Below are 15,257 nucleotides of genomic sequence, written 5' to 3' on the forward strand. Positions count from 1 at the left end.
AGACCTCGTTCCAAGGGGGGCAGATTGGCATCCATCAGGCGGTGCTGGACGATCCGAAGTTAACTCCAGCGGCAATGCGCATGATTTCTTGAGCAAGGCGATGCAGCGGAACGGATTTCATGGCGGCGCCAAGCTTCAGGGCTTCCTTGGGCATGCCGAAGACGATGCATGTGCTTTCATCCTCGGCCACCGTATAAGCGCCGGCCTCACGCATTTCCAACAGGCCGCGCGCGCCGTCGTCCCCCATGCCGGTCATGATGATCCCGGCGGCATTGGCCCCGGCATATTGCGCCGCCGAGCGAAAAAGAACATCCACAGAGGGTCTGTGCCGCGACACCAAAGGCCCATCCCTCACCTCGACATAGTAACGCGCCCCGCTGCGCTTCAAGAGCATGTGGCGATTCCCCGGGGCAATCAGCACCTGTCCGCGGATCATGGTGTCGTTGTTTTCGGCTTCCTTGACCGACATGGCGCAAAAGGAATCCAGACGCTTTGCAAAAGCCGCCGTGAACTTTTCCGGCATGTGTTGAACGATGGCGATGGCGGGGGCATCGGCAGGCAGGGCGGTCAGCAGCTCGCGCAGTGATTCCGTGCCACCGGTGGATGCGCCGATACAGATCACTTTCTCCGTGGTCTTGGCCATCGCCGCCGATGGCCGATAGGGGCTGATCACGGCGTCCGCCGTTAATTTCTCGGTCACGAGGGGACGCTTGTCTCGCGCCTCGACCATCTGGCGGACGGTCTGGACGCGAACCTTTGCCGCCGCCTTGACCGCATCACAGATGCGAATTTTTGATTCGAGCAGAAATTGCTTTGTCCCGGCCCGGGGCTTGAGAATCACATCGACCGCGCCGGCTTCCAGGGCTTGCATCAGGGTTTCCGATCCCTCCTCGGTGAGGGACGAACACATCACCACGGGAATGGGGCGTTGGTGCATCAGCTTGCGCAGGAAGGTGATGCCATCCATGCGCGGCATCTCGATATCCAAGGTAATGACGTCGGGAACCATTTCCTGGATCATCCTTGCCGCGACAAAAGGATCCGACGCCGCCCCCATGACCTTGATATCGGGATCGTCTTCCAATATCTCGGACAGCGTTTGCCGAACGGACGCCGAATCGTCAATGATCAGAACGTTGATTTTTTTATCCGCCATTCCTGACAAACACTCCATGTCCTTGGGTCATATGCGGCGATAAACCGTCGGTTCGCACAGTTCCAGGGGCAGATCCAGACCATTCAGGGCCTCGGAATGGCCCATGATAAGATATCCACCCGAAACCAGATGATCGCAGAGAAAACCGATCACTCTTTGCTGAACAGCACGGTCGAAATAAATGATGATATTTCGGCAGAAAATAACGTCCATCGCAAATTTGAACGGATATTTTCTCTCCAGCAGGTTCATCTTCGTAAACGTCACCGCGCGGCGAATTTCGGGAGCCATCCGCACCAATCCGGCACCTTTATCCCGTGACTTCAACAGATAACGCTTTCGCGTCAGCATGGGGACCGGGGCAATGAAATCCTCGGTATAGACGGCACGGACAGCCTCTTGCAGGGCATCGGTACAAATATCGGACGCGAAAATCTGAAATTTGAACCCTGAATTTTCCAAGGCGACATCGCTCAGAACCATGGCAAGCGTGTATGGCTCGGGGCCGGTTGAACAGGCGGAACTCCAAACCCGACACGGACGCGAAGCGCCGATGCCTTGTGATTTGACCAGTTCCGGGACGATCCGTTTGGCCAGAATTTCGAAATGCCCAGGTTCGCGAAAGAAGTCGGTTTTATTGGTCGTGATGGCGTCGATCAGGATCGATAGTTCCTGTTCCAACCCTCCTTCATCGAACAAAAAGGTGGAATAATCGTCGAACTTTCTTAAGCCCAGGTCTCGGACGCGGCTGCGCAGGCGTCCTTCGACCATTGTCTGCTTCTTCTCCCCGACCTTGATGCCGCAATAGGCTTCGATGAGATCCGCCAGCCGTCTGTACTGGCGAGGACTGAAATGATCGCCAATAGGAGGGCCAGGCTGAAACCGGCGATTATGTGTTGCATCAGGCATGGGCAACGAACGCCAACTCCCCCGCCATGAAGACACGGTTGAAATCAATGACGATGACAAAGCGCTCGCGGCGTCGCCCGATACCCTTGATGAATTCCGAATCCCAACGAACCCCGACATTGGGAGGCGGATCAACATTGCTGGAATCAAGCCCGGTCACCTCGTAGACCCGATCCGTGAGAGCCCCGATCATAATCGGCTTACCATCGGCTTGAACCTCAAGCACCATGATGCGCGAATGACGGCTCGTCGCCACGGGCGGCAAGCCGAACTTGGAGCGCAAATCAAGGACCGGAACACTGTGCCCCCGGACATCGATCATTCCCAGGACAAAGGACGGGACGTTGGGAACCCTCGATATCTGGCAAAGGTCAAGAACCTCACGCACCTGGAAGACATTGATGGCGTAAATCTCGTCTCCGACGCAAAAGGTCAGGTACTTGGCTTCGGCATCCAAGGTCACCCGGACTTGCTCGGCACGGCTTTCCAGCGGGGGGCTCGCTCCCGCTTCATGTCCCGTCGTCATGAGCGCCTCCCCGTTTAGACGTTTTGATATTGGCCATGCCGCCTCCGATCGGGAGCGCCCCCGCGTCTTGCAGTACGATCTGCCTTGAGGCGAAGATCCGATCGATATCGACGATGATGATGAAGCCGCCTTCGGTCTTTCCAATGCCCTTGATGAATTCGGGCCGCCAGCGCATGCCGTATTGCGGCACCTCTTCCATCGACGCGGCGGCCACCTCGGTGACCTCATAGACCCGGTCCGCCAAGGTTCCGACCACGGTGACCTCGCCGTCCACCATGACCTCCAACACGATAATACGGCTGTCAGCCGTCAAGATGCCGGCACTCATCCCGAACTTGCGCCGCAGATCGGCCAAAGGCACGACCCGCCCTCGGACATTGATCAGCCCCGGTAAAAATTCGGAACTGTTCGGCACACGCGTGATGGGCACCAGATCAAGAACCTCGTGAACAATGTCGGTCTCCACCGCGAAGATCTCGTTTCCAAGGCCGAGGGTCAGAACCTGCAAGGCGGTGCCAGCGGCAAAAACCGTATCGTCACCATCCGCTGCGTCGGCACTGATTATCGCGGCGTCAATAGCGCTCGAACGAGTCATCTCCCGCACCTCCCTGACCGTCGTCGCCAAGGTCAAGGCTGAACCCTTTGCCGGTTTTCGCTTTTGCTCCCGGCTCTTTTTTCACAATCTTAGGGGAAACGGGTTTTGCCATGGGCTTTTTTGACAAGTGGGCAACCTTGGCATGGGACTGACCAAGGGCCGGTCCTTGGCGGTGATGCGCGGCATTCATGGTCGTTGAATCGACCCTGAAGAAGGAAATCGAGGCTTGAAGCTGCTCAGCCTGAGCCGCAAGCTCTTCAGAGGTTGAAGACATTTCCTCGGAAGCGGCGGCATTTTGCTGGGTCACTTGGTCCAGTTGCTGGATGGCCGTGTTGATTTGCTCCGCCCCGATATTTTGTTCCCGCGAAGACGCGCTGATCTCTTCCACCAGTTCCGCCGTCCGCTTGATATCGGGAACCAATTTCGTCAGCATTTGCCCTGCCTGTTCCGAAACGCCGACGGTCTTGTCGGACAATTCGCTGATTTCGGTTGCCGCCGCCTGGCTGCGTTCGGCCAGCTTGCGGACTTCCGACGCCACGACGGCAAAGCCCTTGCCGTGCTCGCCGGCCCGCGCCGCCTCGATGGCGGCATTAAGAGCCAAGAGATCGGTTTGCCGGGCAATTTCCTGAATGATATTGATCTTCTCAGCGATGGTTTTCATGGCATTGACCGCTTCGCTGACCGCCTTGCCGCTTTCCTCGGCATCCGAGGCGGATTTGCGCGAAATCTTTTCGGTCTGTGCGGCATTGTCGGCGTTTTGCTTGATGGTCGCGGCCATTTCCTCCATGGACGAAGATGCCTCTTCGGCCGCCGAGGCCTGTTCGGTCGCCCCCTGGGACAATTCCTCGGCGCTGGAACTCAACTCCTCGCTGCCGGCTGCGACGTTGTCGGCGGCCGATGTGACCTCGCTGACCACGCCGCGCAGCTTGCCAACCATTTCGTTAAGGTTGGTAATAAGGTCGCCGATCTCGTTGCTGGCGCCGTAATTCAAGGTTTGCGTAAGGTCTCCGCCGGCCACGGCGTGCGCCAGGCTGCCGGCCTGATTAAGACCGGAGGAGATGTTGAGCGAAACCCAGACCCCAATGGCAATGCCGATGATGGCCGAAACGCAAAGGACGGCGATCAGGGTGTTTCTTGCGGTCGCATAATCCAGGTCGCTTTGAGTTTTGTCACTGATCATGCTGGCTTCGTTCAAGGCGACGATCTGGCTGAGCGCGTCCCCGGCACGATTGGCCAAGTCCCGCCCCTTACCCTGGGAAAGGGCCGTGGCACGGCTATTACCGTTTACCATGGTGATCTTTATGACTTTTTGGTGCAATTTCAGCCAGTCGTCGAAGCGCCGGTCGAAAGTGTCCAGCAAGTCGCGATTCTCGCCCTGGGCCAAGTCGCGCAATTCGCGGCGAACGGTGGTCAGTTCCGCCAAGATGCCTTCGACGGCTTTTTCCTGGGCCGTCATTTCGTCTTCACTCTCGGAGAGAACGGCGTTCTTTTCCGCCCTTTGAATCTCCACCATTCCACGGAACAAACGAGCCGTCATCAGCGCGCCCTTGGTGTCTTGGAGCGATGCGCTGGCGGTTGCCCGGCTTTCCATGTTGCGAAGCATTCTTTGCAAAGGCTCTGTCGTCGCATCGAATGCTTTGCGGGCGTCGCCGGCCGACAGATTTCTCGCCTCGACATTGGAATTGAGCATCGCCAATTGGGTGATTTCATCTACGATCTTAATATAAGATCCGTATGATTCATTAAACGCATCCAGTTTTTGCTTTCCATCCGCCGATGCAAGTTCGCGGAGTTTCCTGTCGTTCTTCTCGATGTCCTCTTTTAGCTTTTTCACTCTGTCGGCGAAGCGGCCCATCTCGGCCGGGTCGGACGCCAGAATGATGTTCTTTTCCGCCCGTCCGATCGCGACCAAATCGCGTTCCATGCTACGCGACAGGTTCACCTTGGCGGCGGAGGAATCGACCAAATTATTGATCATGTTGTTGAGGTTCGACAGGGATGCGGTCCCCATGAACGATGCGATGGCCGATAGCAGGAGGACGATTCCGAAGCCTAGGGCCAGTTTTGCCTTAATCGTGAATCGCATTTTTTTGCCCTTCCGTACGAGCGTATCGTTAAGCCTGGGGGTGCATGTGCCGTTACGACGATTTCAACGCAGATTCCCTGTCTTGCGCGAATTGCATCAAATGAGGGATGTCTAGAATCAACGCCACCGTCCCATCACCCAAGATGGTGGCGCCCGAGAAGCCCTCGACATCCCGGTGAAGCTTGCTGAGAGACTTGATAACGGTTTGATATTGGCCAATCACTTGATCGACGACGAAACCAACACGGTGTTCGCCGAAGGAAACGATGACCACCTTCTGCGTGTCTTGGCTCGGCGCGGCGGCGCCAAAAAGCTCCCATAGCCGGATATACGGCACGATCTCGTCGCGAATATTGAGGAACTGCCGTCCTTCCGACGTGTGGTCCTGGGCTTGGGTCAGTTCCACGCATTCTTCGACCGAGGTCAGGGGAACGACGAAGTGGCCGCTGGCAACCCGAACCAGCAGCCCGTCGATAATGGCCAAGGTCAATGGCAATTTCAGGGTCACCGCCGTACCGCGCCCGGGCTCGCTGCCGACGTCGATGGAAGCACGCAGCTTGTCCATGGTCTTCTTGACCACATCCATGCCGACCCCCCGACCCGACACCGCGCTAAGTTGCCTTGCCGTCGAAAAGCCAGGGTGAAAGACGAAGCCAAAAAGATCGCTATCGGTGACGTCCTGGTTGGGCTGCAACAGGCCGCGTTCCACGGCCTTGGCACGAATGGCATCGCGGTCCATGCCTTGTCCGTCGTCGCGGACGCTGATATGCACCTGAGCGCCGGAATGAAGGGCCGAGAGGTGCAGGCGCCCCATTTCGCGTTTGCCATGCCGTTTGCGGGTGTCTGCGTCCTCAATCCCGTGGTCGATGGAATTGCGGATCAGATGGACCAGCGGATCGTTCAGACTCTCGATGACGGTCTTATCGAGTTCGGTTTCCTCCCCCGCCATCGTCAGCTCGATTGTCTTGCCAAGCTCTTGCGACAAGGTGCGGACCACCCGACGGAATTTCCCGAAAAGAGTGCTGATTGGAACCATGCGCATATTCATGGTCGTGTCGCGAAGTTCCGAGGAAAGCCTGTCGATTTCCTCGGCTATCGACTTCAGGGCGCTGTCGGCCGAATGAGACGCCAATTGCGTCAGACGCGCCTGAGCGATCACCAATTGGCCCACCAGATCCATCAGACCGTCCAGCCGTTCGGCCGGAACCCGGACATTGGTCGCCGCCTCGCTCGCGGCTTTTGTCTGAGCGCTCGACTGAACCGCTCTTTGCTCGGAAAGGGCGGATTCGACTTTGTCGGGCGAGACCTTGCCATGCTTGACCAGTAACGAACCAAGACGTTCTTGTTGTCGCAAGATGCCGACAAGATCATCCGGCGTGATGTCGCCCCGCTCGATCAGGATCTCGCCAAGGCGCTTGCCGCCTTCCTCGTCGATACCTTCCAGCGGCTGAATCGAGAGCTCCATGTCATCGATGACGAAGATGAAGACGTCCTCGATCGCCGATGGCGGCTTGTCCGTGGTCAACAGCACGTCCCACACGGTGTAGCATTTCTCGGGGTCCATTTCCTCCAGCGGAGGAATGTGATCGGTGATGGCAATGATCCGGCTTGTCCCCAACCCTGCCAATTCATCCAGCAAAAGCAAGGGGTTGGTTCCAAAGGACATGACGTTCTCAGCCAGCTTGAAGCGGACACGATACGTCGTCGGGCCATCGGGTTTTACCGCAGCAATGTTCTCTTCGGTCTCCGGGGGCGTGTCGCTGACGCCGTCCTTGGTCGCGTGCCGGGTGATGTCCTGAAACGAGGCAAGCAACGCCTTGCTGCGGATCGTGTCCTCGCTGTCGGGAACCTCGATCATACTGCGCATGTGGTCAAGGGAGGCCAGCGTCAGGTTAACCAGCTCCCGGCTGATCGCCAGCCTTCCGGTGCGGACCATGTCGAAGGCCGTCTCGACGTGATGGGTGAAGCCGGCGACCGCTTCGAACCCGAACATCGCCCCCGACCCTTTGATTGTGTGGAGGGCTCGAAAGGCGGAATTGACCAGCTCCATGTCATCGGGGCGGCTTTCGAGGTCAAGCAACGCGCTCTCGAGCTGAACCAGAAGGTCCTCGGCCTCCTGACGAAATGTGGCGGCAGGATCGGGAGCTATTGCCATCGCGACTCGTCCTTCACCTCAAGCGTTCATCCAAGAACCTTCTTCACCACGGCCAGCAGCTTGTCCTGCTCGAAGGGTTTGACGATCCACCCCGTCGCGCCGGCCGCCCGACCTTCCTGCTTCCGTTGCTCTTGCGATTCGGTTGTGAGCAGGATCATGGGCGTAAATTTGTAACCGGGAAGCGCCCGTAAACTCTTGATCAGCGTGATGCCATCCATGTTCGGCATGTTCAGATCAGTAATGACCATATCGACTTGTTCAGTCTTGAGCCGATTGAAAGCCTCTTGACCATCAATCGCCGTAATCACCTGGTAGCCATTACTTTCCAAGGTGAACGACACCATTTGCCTGACGCTGGCCGAATCATCGACGCTTATGACCTTTTTTGCCATGTCGGCTAAACCTCCTCCTGCCACGACCAGAGCGGATTGCGAACCGCCGGCCCAACCTTTGGAGACCCGGCTTCGATAAAGCCGCCGACGGCAAGTGCACGCACCACCGTTTCAGACGGTTTTCCAAAGATGCGGAAAATCTTCCCCATCTTCGTCGCAGTTTTCTGTGCCGCCAAAAGCAACTGAATCAGGGACAGGTCGGCATCTTCAACTTTCGCAAGATCAACGACACTCTCGGTCGAGGAACGGATTGCCTCGATCAAATCGGCTTTGACATCGTTGATCGTGCCGATCGTGTGCGAACCCGAAAGAACGATTGTCGCCGCACCGCCTCCGCAGCCTCCCGTTATCCCCTCTGCCTCAGATGAAATAACCGCAGCCAGCACGGAAGGGCCTCCATTCAGATCATCCCCTACGGCTTATTATGGACAAATGCCGGCAAAATATTCCAGTAACAATTGATCTTGTGCGCAAATATTTATCCGATAGGCGACAAAGCGGACCTCATTCCATCGTCACATTGATAATCGCATCTTACGCGCCACCAAAGCTGAGTTCGCGATCAATCCGCCTCCAATCATTCGATTGGATGTCCGCCTCCCCTCAGTCCCATCCTTTGTTTGACCGGGGAGGGCGGGGCCGGCTGACAACCGCAAGGCTATTTTTGTCCGGGTAAATTCAAGCTGCTGATGCTGTCGAACAAAAAGTTCTTGAAGCTTTCCGCCGCCGGCGACAGCGATCGTCCATTGCGGGTATAAAGATAAAAACGCCGGGTCACCACCGGATCGATCAACGGCCGCATTTCCAGGCCATAGAGGCGGACCAACGACGCCGCATAGGGGATGCATACGGTCATCCCCAGACCGGCGGCGACCATGCTCAACGCCGTCGACATGAAGGACACCGTCGTGTTCGGGTCCAAACCCGCCTGTTGGACCGAGCCGCGCAAATCCAGCGACAGCCGTTCGATGAACTGCCCCTGCAAGGTAATCAGCCGATGTTCGGCCATGTCGTCCCAGGTCACGGAATCGCGGGCGGAAAAGGCATGGTCTTTATGAAACACCGCCATGAACGGCAATTCGAACAACAGGTCGGCGGTGATATCCGAACTGGAGGTGCGTTCCGGCCCGATGCCGAAATCGACTTCCCCCGAAAACACCCTGGCCACGACGCTTTCCACCACGCAATCAATCAGCCGGATGGTGACATGGGGGTGCGATTCCGAGTAAGCGCCGATGACCTCGGGCAGCAACGTGCACGACATCAGCTGCGGCGCGGCGATGCGGACCAAGCCCTTTTTCAGTTCCTTCAAATTGGTCAGCTCGTCCAGCACGTCGTCGAGATCGTGCAGGATCTTTTCGATCATCGGAAAAATGCTGCGGCCGACATCGGACAATTTAATGCGGCGCGTGCTGCGATCGAAAAGGCGGACCCCCAGGGATTGCTCTAATTCCTTGATCAGGCCGCTGAGTGCCGATTGTGTGACAAACAGGCTTTCCGCCGCCAAGGTGAAGCTGCCGGTCTGAGCGACGGCAATGAAGGCGCGAAGCTGTCGCAAGGTGACATTCATCCGATTATCCCAACACTGAAGATCTCGACCATGACGCGCGTGGCTTCGCCCCCACCAAACCCCCGCATCAATTCATAAGATATCCTGATAAATTGATATGTAAAAGCTGTTGGACTTGTTATGCGGTTTTCCCGTTCAATCCAGGCAAGGCTTCTTCCGTGCACGCTTTTCCAAAGGCGCGTCACGGGGACAAACAAACATCGCGCCGAGGAAACGGGAATGGATCTGATCAAGAAAGTGCACCACGTCGCCTATCGCTGCCGCGACGCCAAGGAAACCGTGGAATGGTACGGCAAGCATCTCGGCATGGATTTCGTCTTGGCCATTGCCGAGAACGAAGTGCCATCGACCAAGGCCGCCGATCCCTACATGCATATTTTTCTGGACGCCGGTCACGGCAACATCCTGGCGTTTTTCGAGCTGCCGACCAAGCCGGAGATGGGGCGCGATGAAAACACCCCGGACTGGGTCCAGCATCTGGCCTTGGAAGTCGATAGCGTCGATACCTTGCTCAAGACCAAGGCGCGGTTGGAAGCGGAAGGCATTTCCGTGGTCGGCCCCACCAACCACACCTTGTTCCAATCCATCTATTTCTTCGATCCCAACGGTCATCGGCTGGAATTGGCCGCCAACACCCACACCGCCAAGATGATGGACAGCTTGGATCGGGTGAAGTGGGAGATGCTGGAGGAATGGTCGCGAACCAAAAGCGCCCCGCAACATGCGCGCTGGATGCATGACGGCAGTTGGTCCGAACAAGGAAACGCGTCGTGAAGCTGGCATCGTTGAAGGGCGGCCGCGACGGCCGTCTGGTGGTGGTCAGCCGCGACATGACGCGCTGCCATCCGGTTCCGGCCATTGCCGCCACCTTGCAGGCGGCGCTGGATGATTGGCAAACCTGCGAACCGCAATTGCGCCAAACCTACGACGCCTTGAACCGCGGGGCCTTGGGGCCTTGCGATCCCTTCGATCCCGCCTTGTGCAGCTCGCCCTTGCCGCGGGCCTATCAATGGGCCGACGGTTCGGCCTATCTCAATCATGTGGAACTGGTGCGCAAGGCACGCGGCGCCGAGTTGCCGGAATCGTTTCAATCCGACCCGTTGATGTATCAGGGGGGCTCGGACGGATTCATCGGCCCGCGCGATCCGGTACGAGCCAATGAATCCTGGGGCATCGATTTCGAAGCCGAAGTCACCGTCGTGGTCGGCGACCTGCCCATGGGCGCGTCGCCCCAACAATGCGTCGATGCCATTCGCTTGGTCATGCTGGTCAATGATGTCTCGCTTCGTAATCTGATCCCGGCGGAATTGGCCAAAGGGTTCGGCTTCTTCCAATCCAAGCCGGCCTCGGCCTTCAGTCCGGTGGCGGTGACCCCCGACGAATTAGGCGATGCTTGGCGCGACGCCAAAGTGCATCTGCCGCTGATGGTGCAGTTGAACGGCGCCGCCTTCGGCCGGCCCAACGCCGGAATGGACATGACCTTCGATTTCGGCCGCCTTACCGCCCATGCGGCTAAGACCCGGGCTTTGGCCGCCGGCACCATCATCGGCGCCGGCACCGTCTCCAACAAGCAAGGCGATTTGTGGGGCTCGAGCATCGCCAATGGCGGTGTCGGCTATTGTTGTCTGGCCGAACTGCGCATGTACGAAACCATCGAGCAAGGCAAACCGGTTACCCCGTTCATGAAGAACGGCGACGTGGTCCGCATCGAAATGTTCGACGAAGCCGGCAACAGCATTTTCGGCGCCGTGGAAAACAAGATCGAGGCATTGGCGGACTGAACCGCCAAGCCGCACATCCAAGAAAGCTTTCAGGAGGAAACGTCATATGAGCAAGCGTTCAATCGGCATGATCGCCGCCACGGCTTTGACCGTGCTGGCCCCGTTGCACATGGCCCAGGCCGAGGAAATCGTCCTTAAGGTCGCCCATTTCTGGCCGCCCACCGCCCTGTCCCAAAAGACGGTCCTGGAACCCTGGTGCGCCAAGATCGCCGAGCAGTCCCAGAACCGCATGAAGTGCCAGATTTATCCGGCCATGCAATTGGGCGGCACGCCCCCGCAATTGATGCAGCAGGCGGCTGACGGCATCGCCGACATCGTCTGGACGCTGCCCGGCTACACCGCCGGCCGTTATCCCACCGCGGAAGTGCTGGAACTGCCGTTCATGACCACCTCGGCCGAAAGCGGCAGCCGCGCGGCCTGGAATTTGTATGAACGCTTCGGCCAAAAGGATTTCGAGGCGGTCAAGCCGCTGGCCTTCAACGTTCATGACGCCGGCCATGTTCACAACAACGTCCGTCCGATCAAGACCTTGGCCGATTTCAAGGGCTTGAAGTTGCGCGCTCCCACCCGCCTGACCAATAAGATGCTGGCCATGCTGGGCGCCACCCCGGTGGCCATCCCCATGCCGTCCTTGCCGGACGCGGTGTCCAAGGGCGTGGCCGACGGCTACGTGCTGCCGTGGGAAGTCATCCCGACCATGAAGCTGCACGAAATGACCAAGTACGACACCGAAACCGATCCGGCGCAGCCGTCGCTGTACACGGCGGTGTTCAGCATCGTCATGAACAAGGCCAAGTACGCCTCGCTTCCCGACGATTTGAAGAAGGTGATCGACGCCAATTCCGGCGCCGATTTCTCGGCCTCCATCGGCAAGGCCTGGGACGAATCCGGCACCATGGCCCGTAAGATCGCCGCCGAAGGCCATCAGGTCGACGTGATCCCCGCCGCGGACATGGGCCCCTGGCGCAAGGTCGGTGACCAATTGGCGGTGGACTGGGCCAAGGAAATGACCGCCAAGGGCTATGACGGCCAAGCCATGGTCGATGCGGCGCGGGAACTGACCGCCAAATACGCCACCAAGTAATCCCCTTGCACCGATCGGAAGGCCATCTTGACCTTCCGATCCTCATGCCGGAGAACGTTGATGGCCGAGGCCGTTCCTCAACTTGACGACCACAGCGACGCCGGTCCGCAAGACCGTATCGGCGCCTTTTTGTTCGCCTGGGCCCGCCTGTCCGCCATCGGCGGCGGCGCCGTCCTGCTGGGCATTTGCGGCGTGTCCGTCTACAGCGTGGTCGGCAGATGGCTGTTCGACCAACCGATTTTGGGCGATGTGGAACTGGTGCAAATGGCCTGTGCGGTGGCGATTTCAGCCTTTTTGCCCTATTGCCAGATGAAAAACGCCCACGTGATCGTCGATTTCTTTACCCAATCGGCAAGCCCCCGCCTGCGCCGTTTTCTCGACCAGGCCGCTGCCTGGCTGTTGGCGCTCGCCTCGGCCGTGATCGCCACGTTCAGCTTCGTCGGTGCCTGGGAGGCCTATCGCTTCGGTGAAACCGCCATGATCCTGGGATGGCCGTTGTGGTGGTCGTACGTCAATATCGGTCCCGGCTTCGCCCTGCTGTCCGCCGCCGCCGTCTATACGGCCCTGACCGGCCGAGGAGCAGCCCAATGAGCAGCGTCGTCATCGGTTTCCTGGCCAGCGGTCTGACCCTGGTCTTGCTGGCGTTACGCGTGCATATCGGCGTCGCCATGCTGGTCGGCGGCTCGGTCGGCTATGCCGCCGTTTCCGGCGTCATGCCGTTGATGGCCTATTTCAAGAATTTGGCCTATGGCCGCTTTTCGGTTTACGACTTGTCGGTGGTGCCGCTGTTCCTGCTGATGGGCAACATCGCCTCGAAAGGCGGTTTGTCCCGTCGCCTGTTCATGGCCGCCAACGCCTTTCTGGGCCATTTCCGCGGCGGCGTCGCCATGAGCGCCATCGGCGCCTGCGCCGCCTTCGGGGCCATTTGCGGCTCGTCATTGGCGACGGCGGCGACCATGGGCCAGGTGGCGCTGCCGGAACTGCGCCGGTGCAAGTATTCGCCCGCCTTATCGACCGGGGCTTTGGCCGCCGGCGGTACTTTGGGCATCTTGGTGCCGCCATCGGTGATCTTGGTCATCTATGCCATTTTGGCCGAGCAGAACGTGGCGCACTTGTTCATGGCCGCCATGATTCCGGCGTTGATCGCCATGGCCGGCTATATGGCCGCCATTGCGGTGAGCGTTCGCATCGACCCCACCGCCGGCCCCGCCGCCGAAGTGGTGTCGTGGGCCGAACGCGGCCGCACCTTGTTGCGGGTCTGGCCCATCGTCATGGTGTTCGTGGTGATCATTGGCGGCATTTACGGCGGCGTGTTCACGCCGACCGAGGCCGCGGCCATCGGTGTCTTCGCCACCACCATCTTGTCCATTCTCTCGGGTGAATTCACCCTGGACGGCTATCTGCAATCCGTGCTGTCGGCGGCGGAAGCCACGGCGATGATCTTCCTGATCCTGTTGGGCGCCGACGTCCTGAACGCCTTTTTGGCCCTGTCGCAGATGCCCGCCGCCATCGCTCAATGGGTCTTGACCGGCGGCTTTCCGCCGCTGGCGGTCTTGTTCGCCATGATCCTGGTCTACGTGGTCCTGGGCTGCGTCATGGACAGCTTGTCGATGATCTTGCTGACCGTGCCGATTTTCCTGCCCATCATCCTGGGTCTGGATTTCTGGGGCCTGGACCATGGGGACAAGGCGATTTGGTTCGGCATCCTGGCTCTGATGGTGGTCGAAATCGGGCTGATCACCCCGCCGGTTGGCATGAACGTCTTCATCATCAACAGCTTGGCCCGCGACGTCCCCATGCGCGAAACCTTTCGCGGCGTCGTTCCCTTCCTGATTTCCGACGCTCTGCGGGTGGTTTTGCTGGTTTTCGTCCCGGGTCTGTCCTTGTGGCTGGTGCGCGCCCTGGGCTGACGCCCGGCCGCCGCGCCGCCGATCTTCGAGCGAAAGAACAACGCCAATGAAGCTCTATACTTATTTCCGCAGTTCGGCCGCCTATCGCGTGCGAATCGCCTTGAACCTCAAGGGGCTGAGCTGGGACGCCATGCCGGTGCATTTGGTCAGGGACGGCGGCCAGCAAAACCATGCCGATTACAAACGTCTCAATCCGGCCGGCTTGGTGCCATGCTTGGAAACCGATGACGGCCATATCCTGACCCAATCGCTGGCCATCATCGAATATCTCGACGAAACCTGCCGCGCGGTGCCGTTGCTTCCAGCGGATGCGCTACAGCGCGCCCAGGTCCGCGCCTTGGCTTATGCCGTGGCCTGCGACATTCACCCCATCAACAATCTGCGGGTTCTGCGCTATCTCGGCGATGTGCTGGACATCGACGCCGCCCCCAAAGCCGCCTGGTATCGCCATTGGGTGGAACTGGGCTTGGGCACGATCGAAAAAATGCTGAACGCCCATCCCGACAAAGGCCGGTTCTGCCACGGCGACACCCCTGGCATGGCGGATTGTTGCCTGATCCCGCAAGTCTACAATGCCCGACGTTTCAACGTGAATTTGGACGCCATGCCGATCATCCGCGGCATTGCCGAGACTTGCGAAAGCATGCCGGCGTTTCGCGCCGCCGCGCCGGAAAACTGCCCGGATGCCGAATAGCGCGGCGGCTCCTCCCCCTCCCTGTGTGGGAAGATCCAATTGAATCATGGCCTAAAGCGGCGCGCCTTTAATCGAAGGCCCGACGCTCCTGCGCCGCTTGCGGGCGCGGCCAAGCATGCGCAGGCATGCGCCCGTGAGGGAAAATGATGAAGGTTCGAGCCTGAAAACAACAAAAGGCCCGATCTTGCGACCGGGCCTTTCGAGAGTGGCTTGGGCTATCCACCAAATCTTGGTGGGCGCTGTAGGATTCGAACCTACGGCCCGCTGATTAAGAGTCAGCTGCTCTACCAACTGAGCTAAGCGCCCGCACTTTGCTGGGGTGTTTCCCCTGCGGAGGTCGGCTTTATAATCGGACCAGGACCTGCTGGCAAGGGGAATTTTTTGGTATTTTGCCGTTGC

Annotated in this window: 14 protein-coding genes, 1 tRNA gene and 2 pseudogenes; 6 read left to right on the top strand and 11 right to left on the bottom strand. The window is 58.8% G+C overall.

Features of this window, described 5'->3' with window-relative positions:
- Positions 1-34: 34 nt before the first annotated feature.
- The 10 genes and pseudogenes from KEC16_RS12155 to KEC16_RS12195 all read right to left on the bottom strand — a co-directional run bounded on the left by KEC16_RS12155 (position 35) and on the right by KEC16_RS12195 (position 9,389).
- Positions 35-1,156, bottom strand: a complete 1,122-nt coding sequence (locus tag KEC16_RS12155) for a protein-glutamate methylesterase/protein-glutamine glutaminase (protein ID WP_211549256.1) — start codon at positions 1,154-1,156, stop codon at positions 35-37.
- A gap of 27 nt (positions 1,157-1,183) precedes the next feature.
- Complete coding sequence (locus KEC16_RS12160; RefSeq protein WP_211549258.1) at positions 1,184-2,065, bottom strand: CheR family methyltransferase; 882 nt, start codon at positions 2,063-2,065, stop codon at positions 1,184-1,186.
- Complete coding sequence (locus tag KEC16_RS12165) at positions 2,058-2,591, bottom strand: chemotaxis protein CheW (RefSeq protein ID WP_211549260.1); 534 nt, start codon at positions 2,589-2,591, stop codon at positions 2,058-2,060. The genes KEC16_RS12160 and KEC16_RS12165 overlap by 8 nt, the downstream gene beginning before the upstream one ends.
- The gene (locus KEC16_RS12170) at positions 2,575-3,186 is read right to left on the bottom strand and encodes a chemotaxis protein CheW (protein ID WP_211549262.1); all 612 of its coding nucleotides are present in this window, start codon (positions 3,184-3,186) and stop codon (positions 2,575-2,577) included. The genes KEC16_RS12165 and KEC16_RS12170 overlap by 17 nt, the downstream gene beginning before the upstream one ends.
- A gap of 301 nt (positions 3,187-3,487) precedes the next feature.
- Positions 3,488-4,309: pseudogene (locus tag KEC16_RS20200) on the bottom strand (methyl-accepting chemotaxis protein); the annotation flags it as partial.
- A 462-nt stretch (positions 4,310-4,771) separates the two neighbouring features.
- Positions 4,772-5,272: pseudogene (locus KEC16_RS20205) on the bottom strand (MCP four helix bundle domain-containing protein); the annotation flags it as partial.
- 52 nt (positions 5,273-5,324) lie between these two features.
- Positions 5,325-7,427, bottom strand: coding sequence for a chemotaxis protein CheA (locus KEC16_RS12180; RefSeq protein ID WP_211549266.1), 2,103 nt, complete (start codon positions 7,425-7,427; stop codon positions 5,325-5,327).
- A gap of 26 nt (positions 7,428-7,453) precedes the next feature.
- A complete protein-coding gene (locus tag KEC16_RS12185; protein ID WP_211549268.1) occupies positions 7,454-7,819 on the bottom strand; it encodes a response regulator in 366 nt (121 codons plus the stop codon).
- 5 nt (positions 7,820-7,824) lie between these two features.
- Positions 7,825-8,205: an STAS domain-containing protein gene (locus tag KEC16_RS12190; protein WP_211549270.1), complete on the bottom strand. Its 381-nt coding sequence runs from the start codon at positions 8,203-8,205 to the stop codon at positions 7,825-7,827.
- A 272-nt stretch (positions 8,206-8,477) separates the two neighbouring features.
- Positions 8,478-9,389, bottom strand: a complete 912-nt coding sequence (locus tag KEC16_RS12195; RefSeq protein ID WP_211549272.1) for a LysR family transcriptional regulator — start codon at positions 9,387-9,389, stop codon at positions 8,478-8,480.
- A 219-nt stretch (positions 9,390-9,608) separates the two neighbouring features.
- Here KEC16_RS12195 and KEC16_RS12200 point away from each other — a divergent pair, with 219 nt between their 5' ends.
- From KEC16_RS12200 to maiA, 6 genes are read left to right on the top strand one after another with little or no spacing between them, the layout of a single operon-like run.
- The gene (locus KEC16_RS12200) at positions 9,609-10,163 is read left to right on the top strand and encodes a VOC family protein (RefSeq protein WP_211549274.1); all 555 of its coding nucleotides are present in this window, start codon (positions 9,609-9,611) and stop codon (positions 10,161-10,163) included.
- Entirely contained in the window at positions 10,160-11,170 is a 1,011-nt protein-coding gene (locus KEC16_RS12205; protein WP_211549276.1) for a fumarylacetoacetate hydrolase family protein, read from the top strand. Before KEC16_RS12200 ends, KEC16_RS12205 begins: the two co-directional genes overlap by 4 nt.
- Before the next feature lie 46 nt (positions 11,171-11,216).
- Positions 11,217-12,254, top strand: coding sequence for a TRAP transporter substrate-binding protein (locus KEC16_RS12210; RefSeq protein ID WP_211549278.1), 1,038 nt, complete (start codon positions 11,217-11,219; stop codon positions 12,252-12,254).
- A gap of 60 nt (positions 12,255-12,314) precedes the next feature.
- Positions 12,315-12,845 (top strand): TRAP transporter small permease, encoded by a 531-nt coding sequence (locus KEC16_RS12215; protein ID WP_211549279.1) that lies wholly within the window; start codon positions 12,315-12,317, stop codon positions 12,843-12,845.
- The gene (locus tag KEC16_RS12220) at positions 12,842-14,164 is read left to right on the top strand and encodes a TRAP transporter large permease (protein WP_211549281.1); all 1,323 of its coding nucleotides are present in this window, start codon (positions 12,842-12,844) and stop codon (positions 14,162-14,164) included. Before KEC16_RS12215 ends, KEC16_RS12220 begins: the two co-directional genes overlap by 4 nt.
- A gap of 46 nt (positions 14,165-14,210) precedes the next feature.
- Entirely contained in the window at positions 14,211-14,858 is a 648-nt protein-coding gene (gene maiA, locus KEC16_RS12225) for a maleylacetoacetate isomerase (RefSeq protein ID WP_211549283.1), read from the top strand.
- A 230-nt stretch (positions 14,859-15,088) separates the two neighbouring features.
- Here the strand turns inward: maiA and KEC16_RS12230 are convergent.
- Positions 15,089-15,164: transfer RNA gene (locus KEC16_RS12230), tRNA-Lys, on the bottom strand.
- Positions 15,165-15,257 lie beyond the last annotated feature (93 nt).

It is taken from the genome of Magnetospirillum sulfuroxidans, from assembly GCF_018224925.1.
Taxonomy (GTDB): Bacteria; Pseudomonadota; Alphaproteobacteria; order Rhodospirillales; family Magnetospirillaceae; genus Magnetospirillum; species Magnetospirillum sulfuroxidans.

What these genes read in the sequence shown, in the direction of transcription:
- KEC16_RS12180 (WP_211549266.1), bottom strand. Translation starts at nt 7,427, where the DNA reads ATGGCAATAGCTCCCGATCCTGCCGCCACATTTCGTCAGGAGGCCGAG.
- KEC16_RS12200 (WP_211549274.1), top strand. Translation starts at nt 9,609, where the DNA reads ATGGATCTGATCAAGAAAGTGCACCACGTCGCCTATCGCTGCCGCGAC.
- KEC16_RS12160 (WP_211549258.1), bottom strand. Translation starts at nt 2,065, where the DNA reads ATGCCTGATGCAACACATAATCGCCGGTTTCAGCCTGGCCCTCCTATT.
- KEC16_RS12155 (WP_211549256.1), bottom strand. Translation starts at nt 1,156, where the DNA reads ATGGCGGATAAAAAAATCAACGTTCTGATCATTGACGATTCGGCGTCC.
- KEC16_RS12165 (WP_211549260.1), bottom strand. Translation starts at nt 2,591, where the DNA reads ATGACGACGGGACATGAAGCGGGAGCGAGCCCCCCGCTGGAAAGCCGT.
- KEC16_RS12220 (WP_211549281.1), top strand. Translation starts at nt 12,842, where the DNA reads ATGAGCAGCGTCGTCATCGGTTTCCTGGCCAGCGGTCTGACCCTGGTC.
- KEC16_RS12170 (WP_211549262.1), bottom strand. Translation starts at nt 3,186, where the DNA reads ATGACTCGTTCGAGCGCTATTGACGCCGCGATAATCAGTGCCGACGCA.
- maiA (WP_211549283.1), top strand. Translation starts at nt 14,211, where the DNA reads ATGAAGCTCTATACTTATTTCCGCAGTTCGGCCGCCTATCGCGTGCGA.
- KEC16_RS12210 (WP_211549278.1), top strand. Translation starts at nt 11,217, where the DNA reads ATGAGCAAGCGTTCAATCGGCATGATCGCCGCCACGGCTTTGACCGTG.
- KEC16_RS12215 (WP_211549279.1), top strand. Translation starts at nt 12,315, where the DNA reads ATGGCCGAGGCCGTTCCTCAACTTGACGACCACAGCGACGCCGGTCCG.
- KEC16_RS12185 (WP_211549268.1), bottom strand. Translation starts at nt 7,819, where the DNA reads ATGGCAAAAAAGGTCATAAGCGTCGATGATTCGGCCAGCGTCAGGCAA.
- KEC16_RS12195 (WP_211549272.1), bottom strand. Translation starts at nt 9,389, where the DNA reads ATGAATGTCACCTTGCGACAGCTTCGCGCCTTCATTGCCGTCGCTCAG.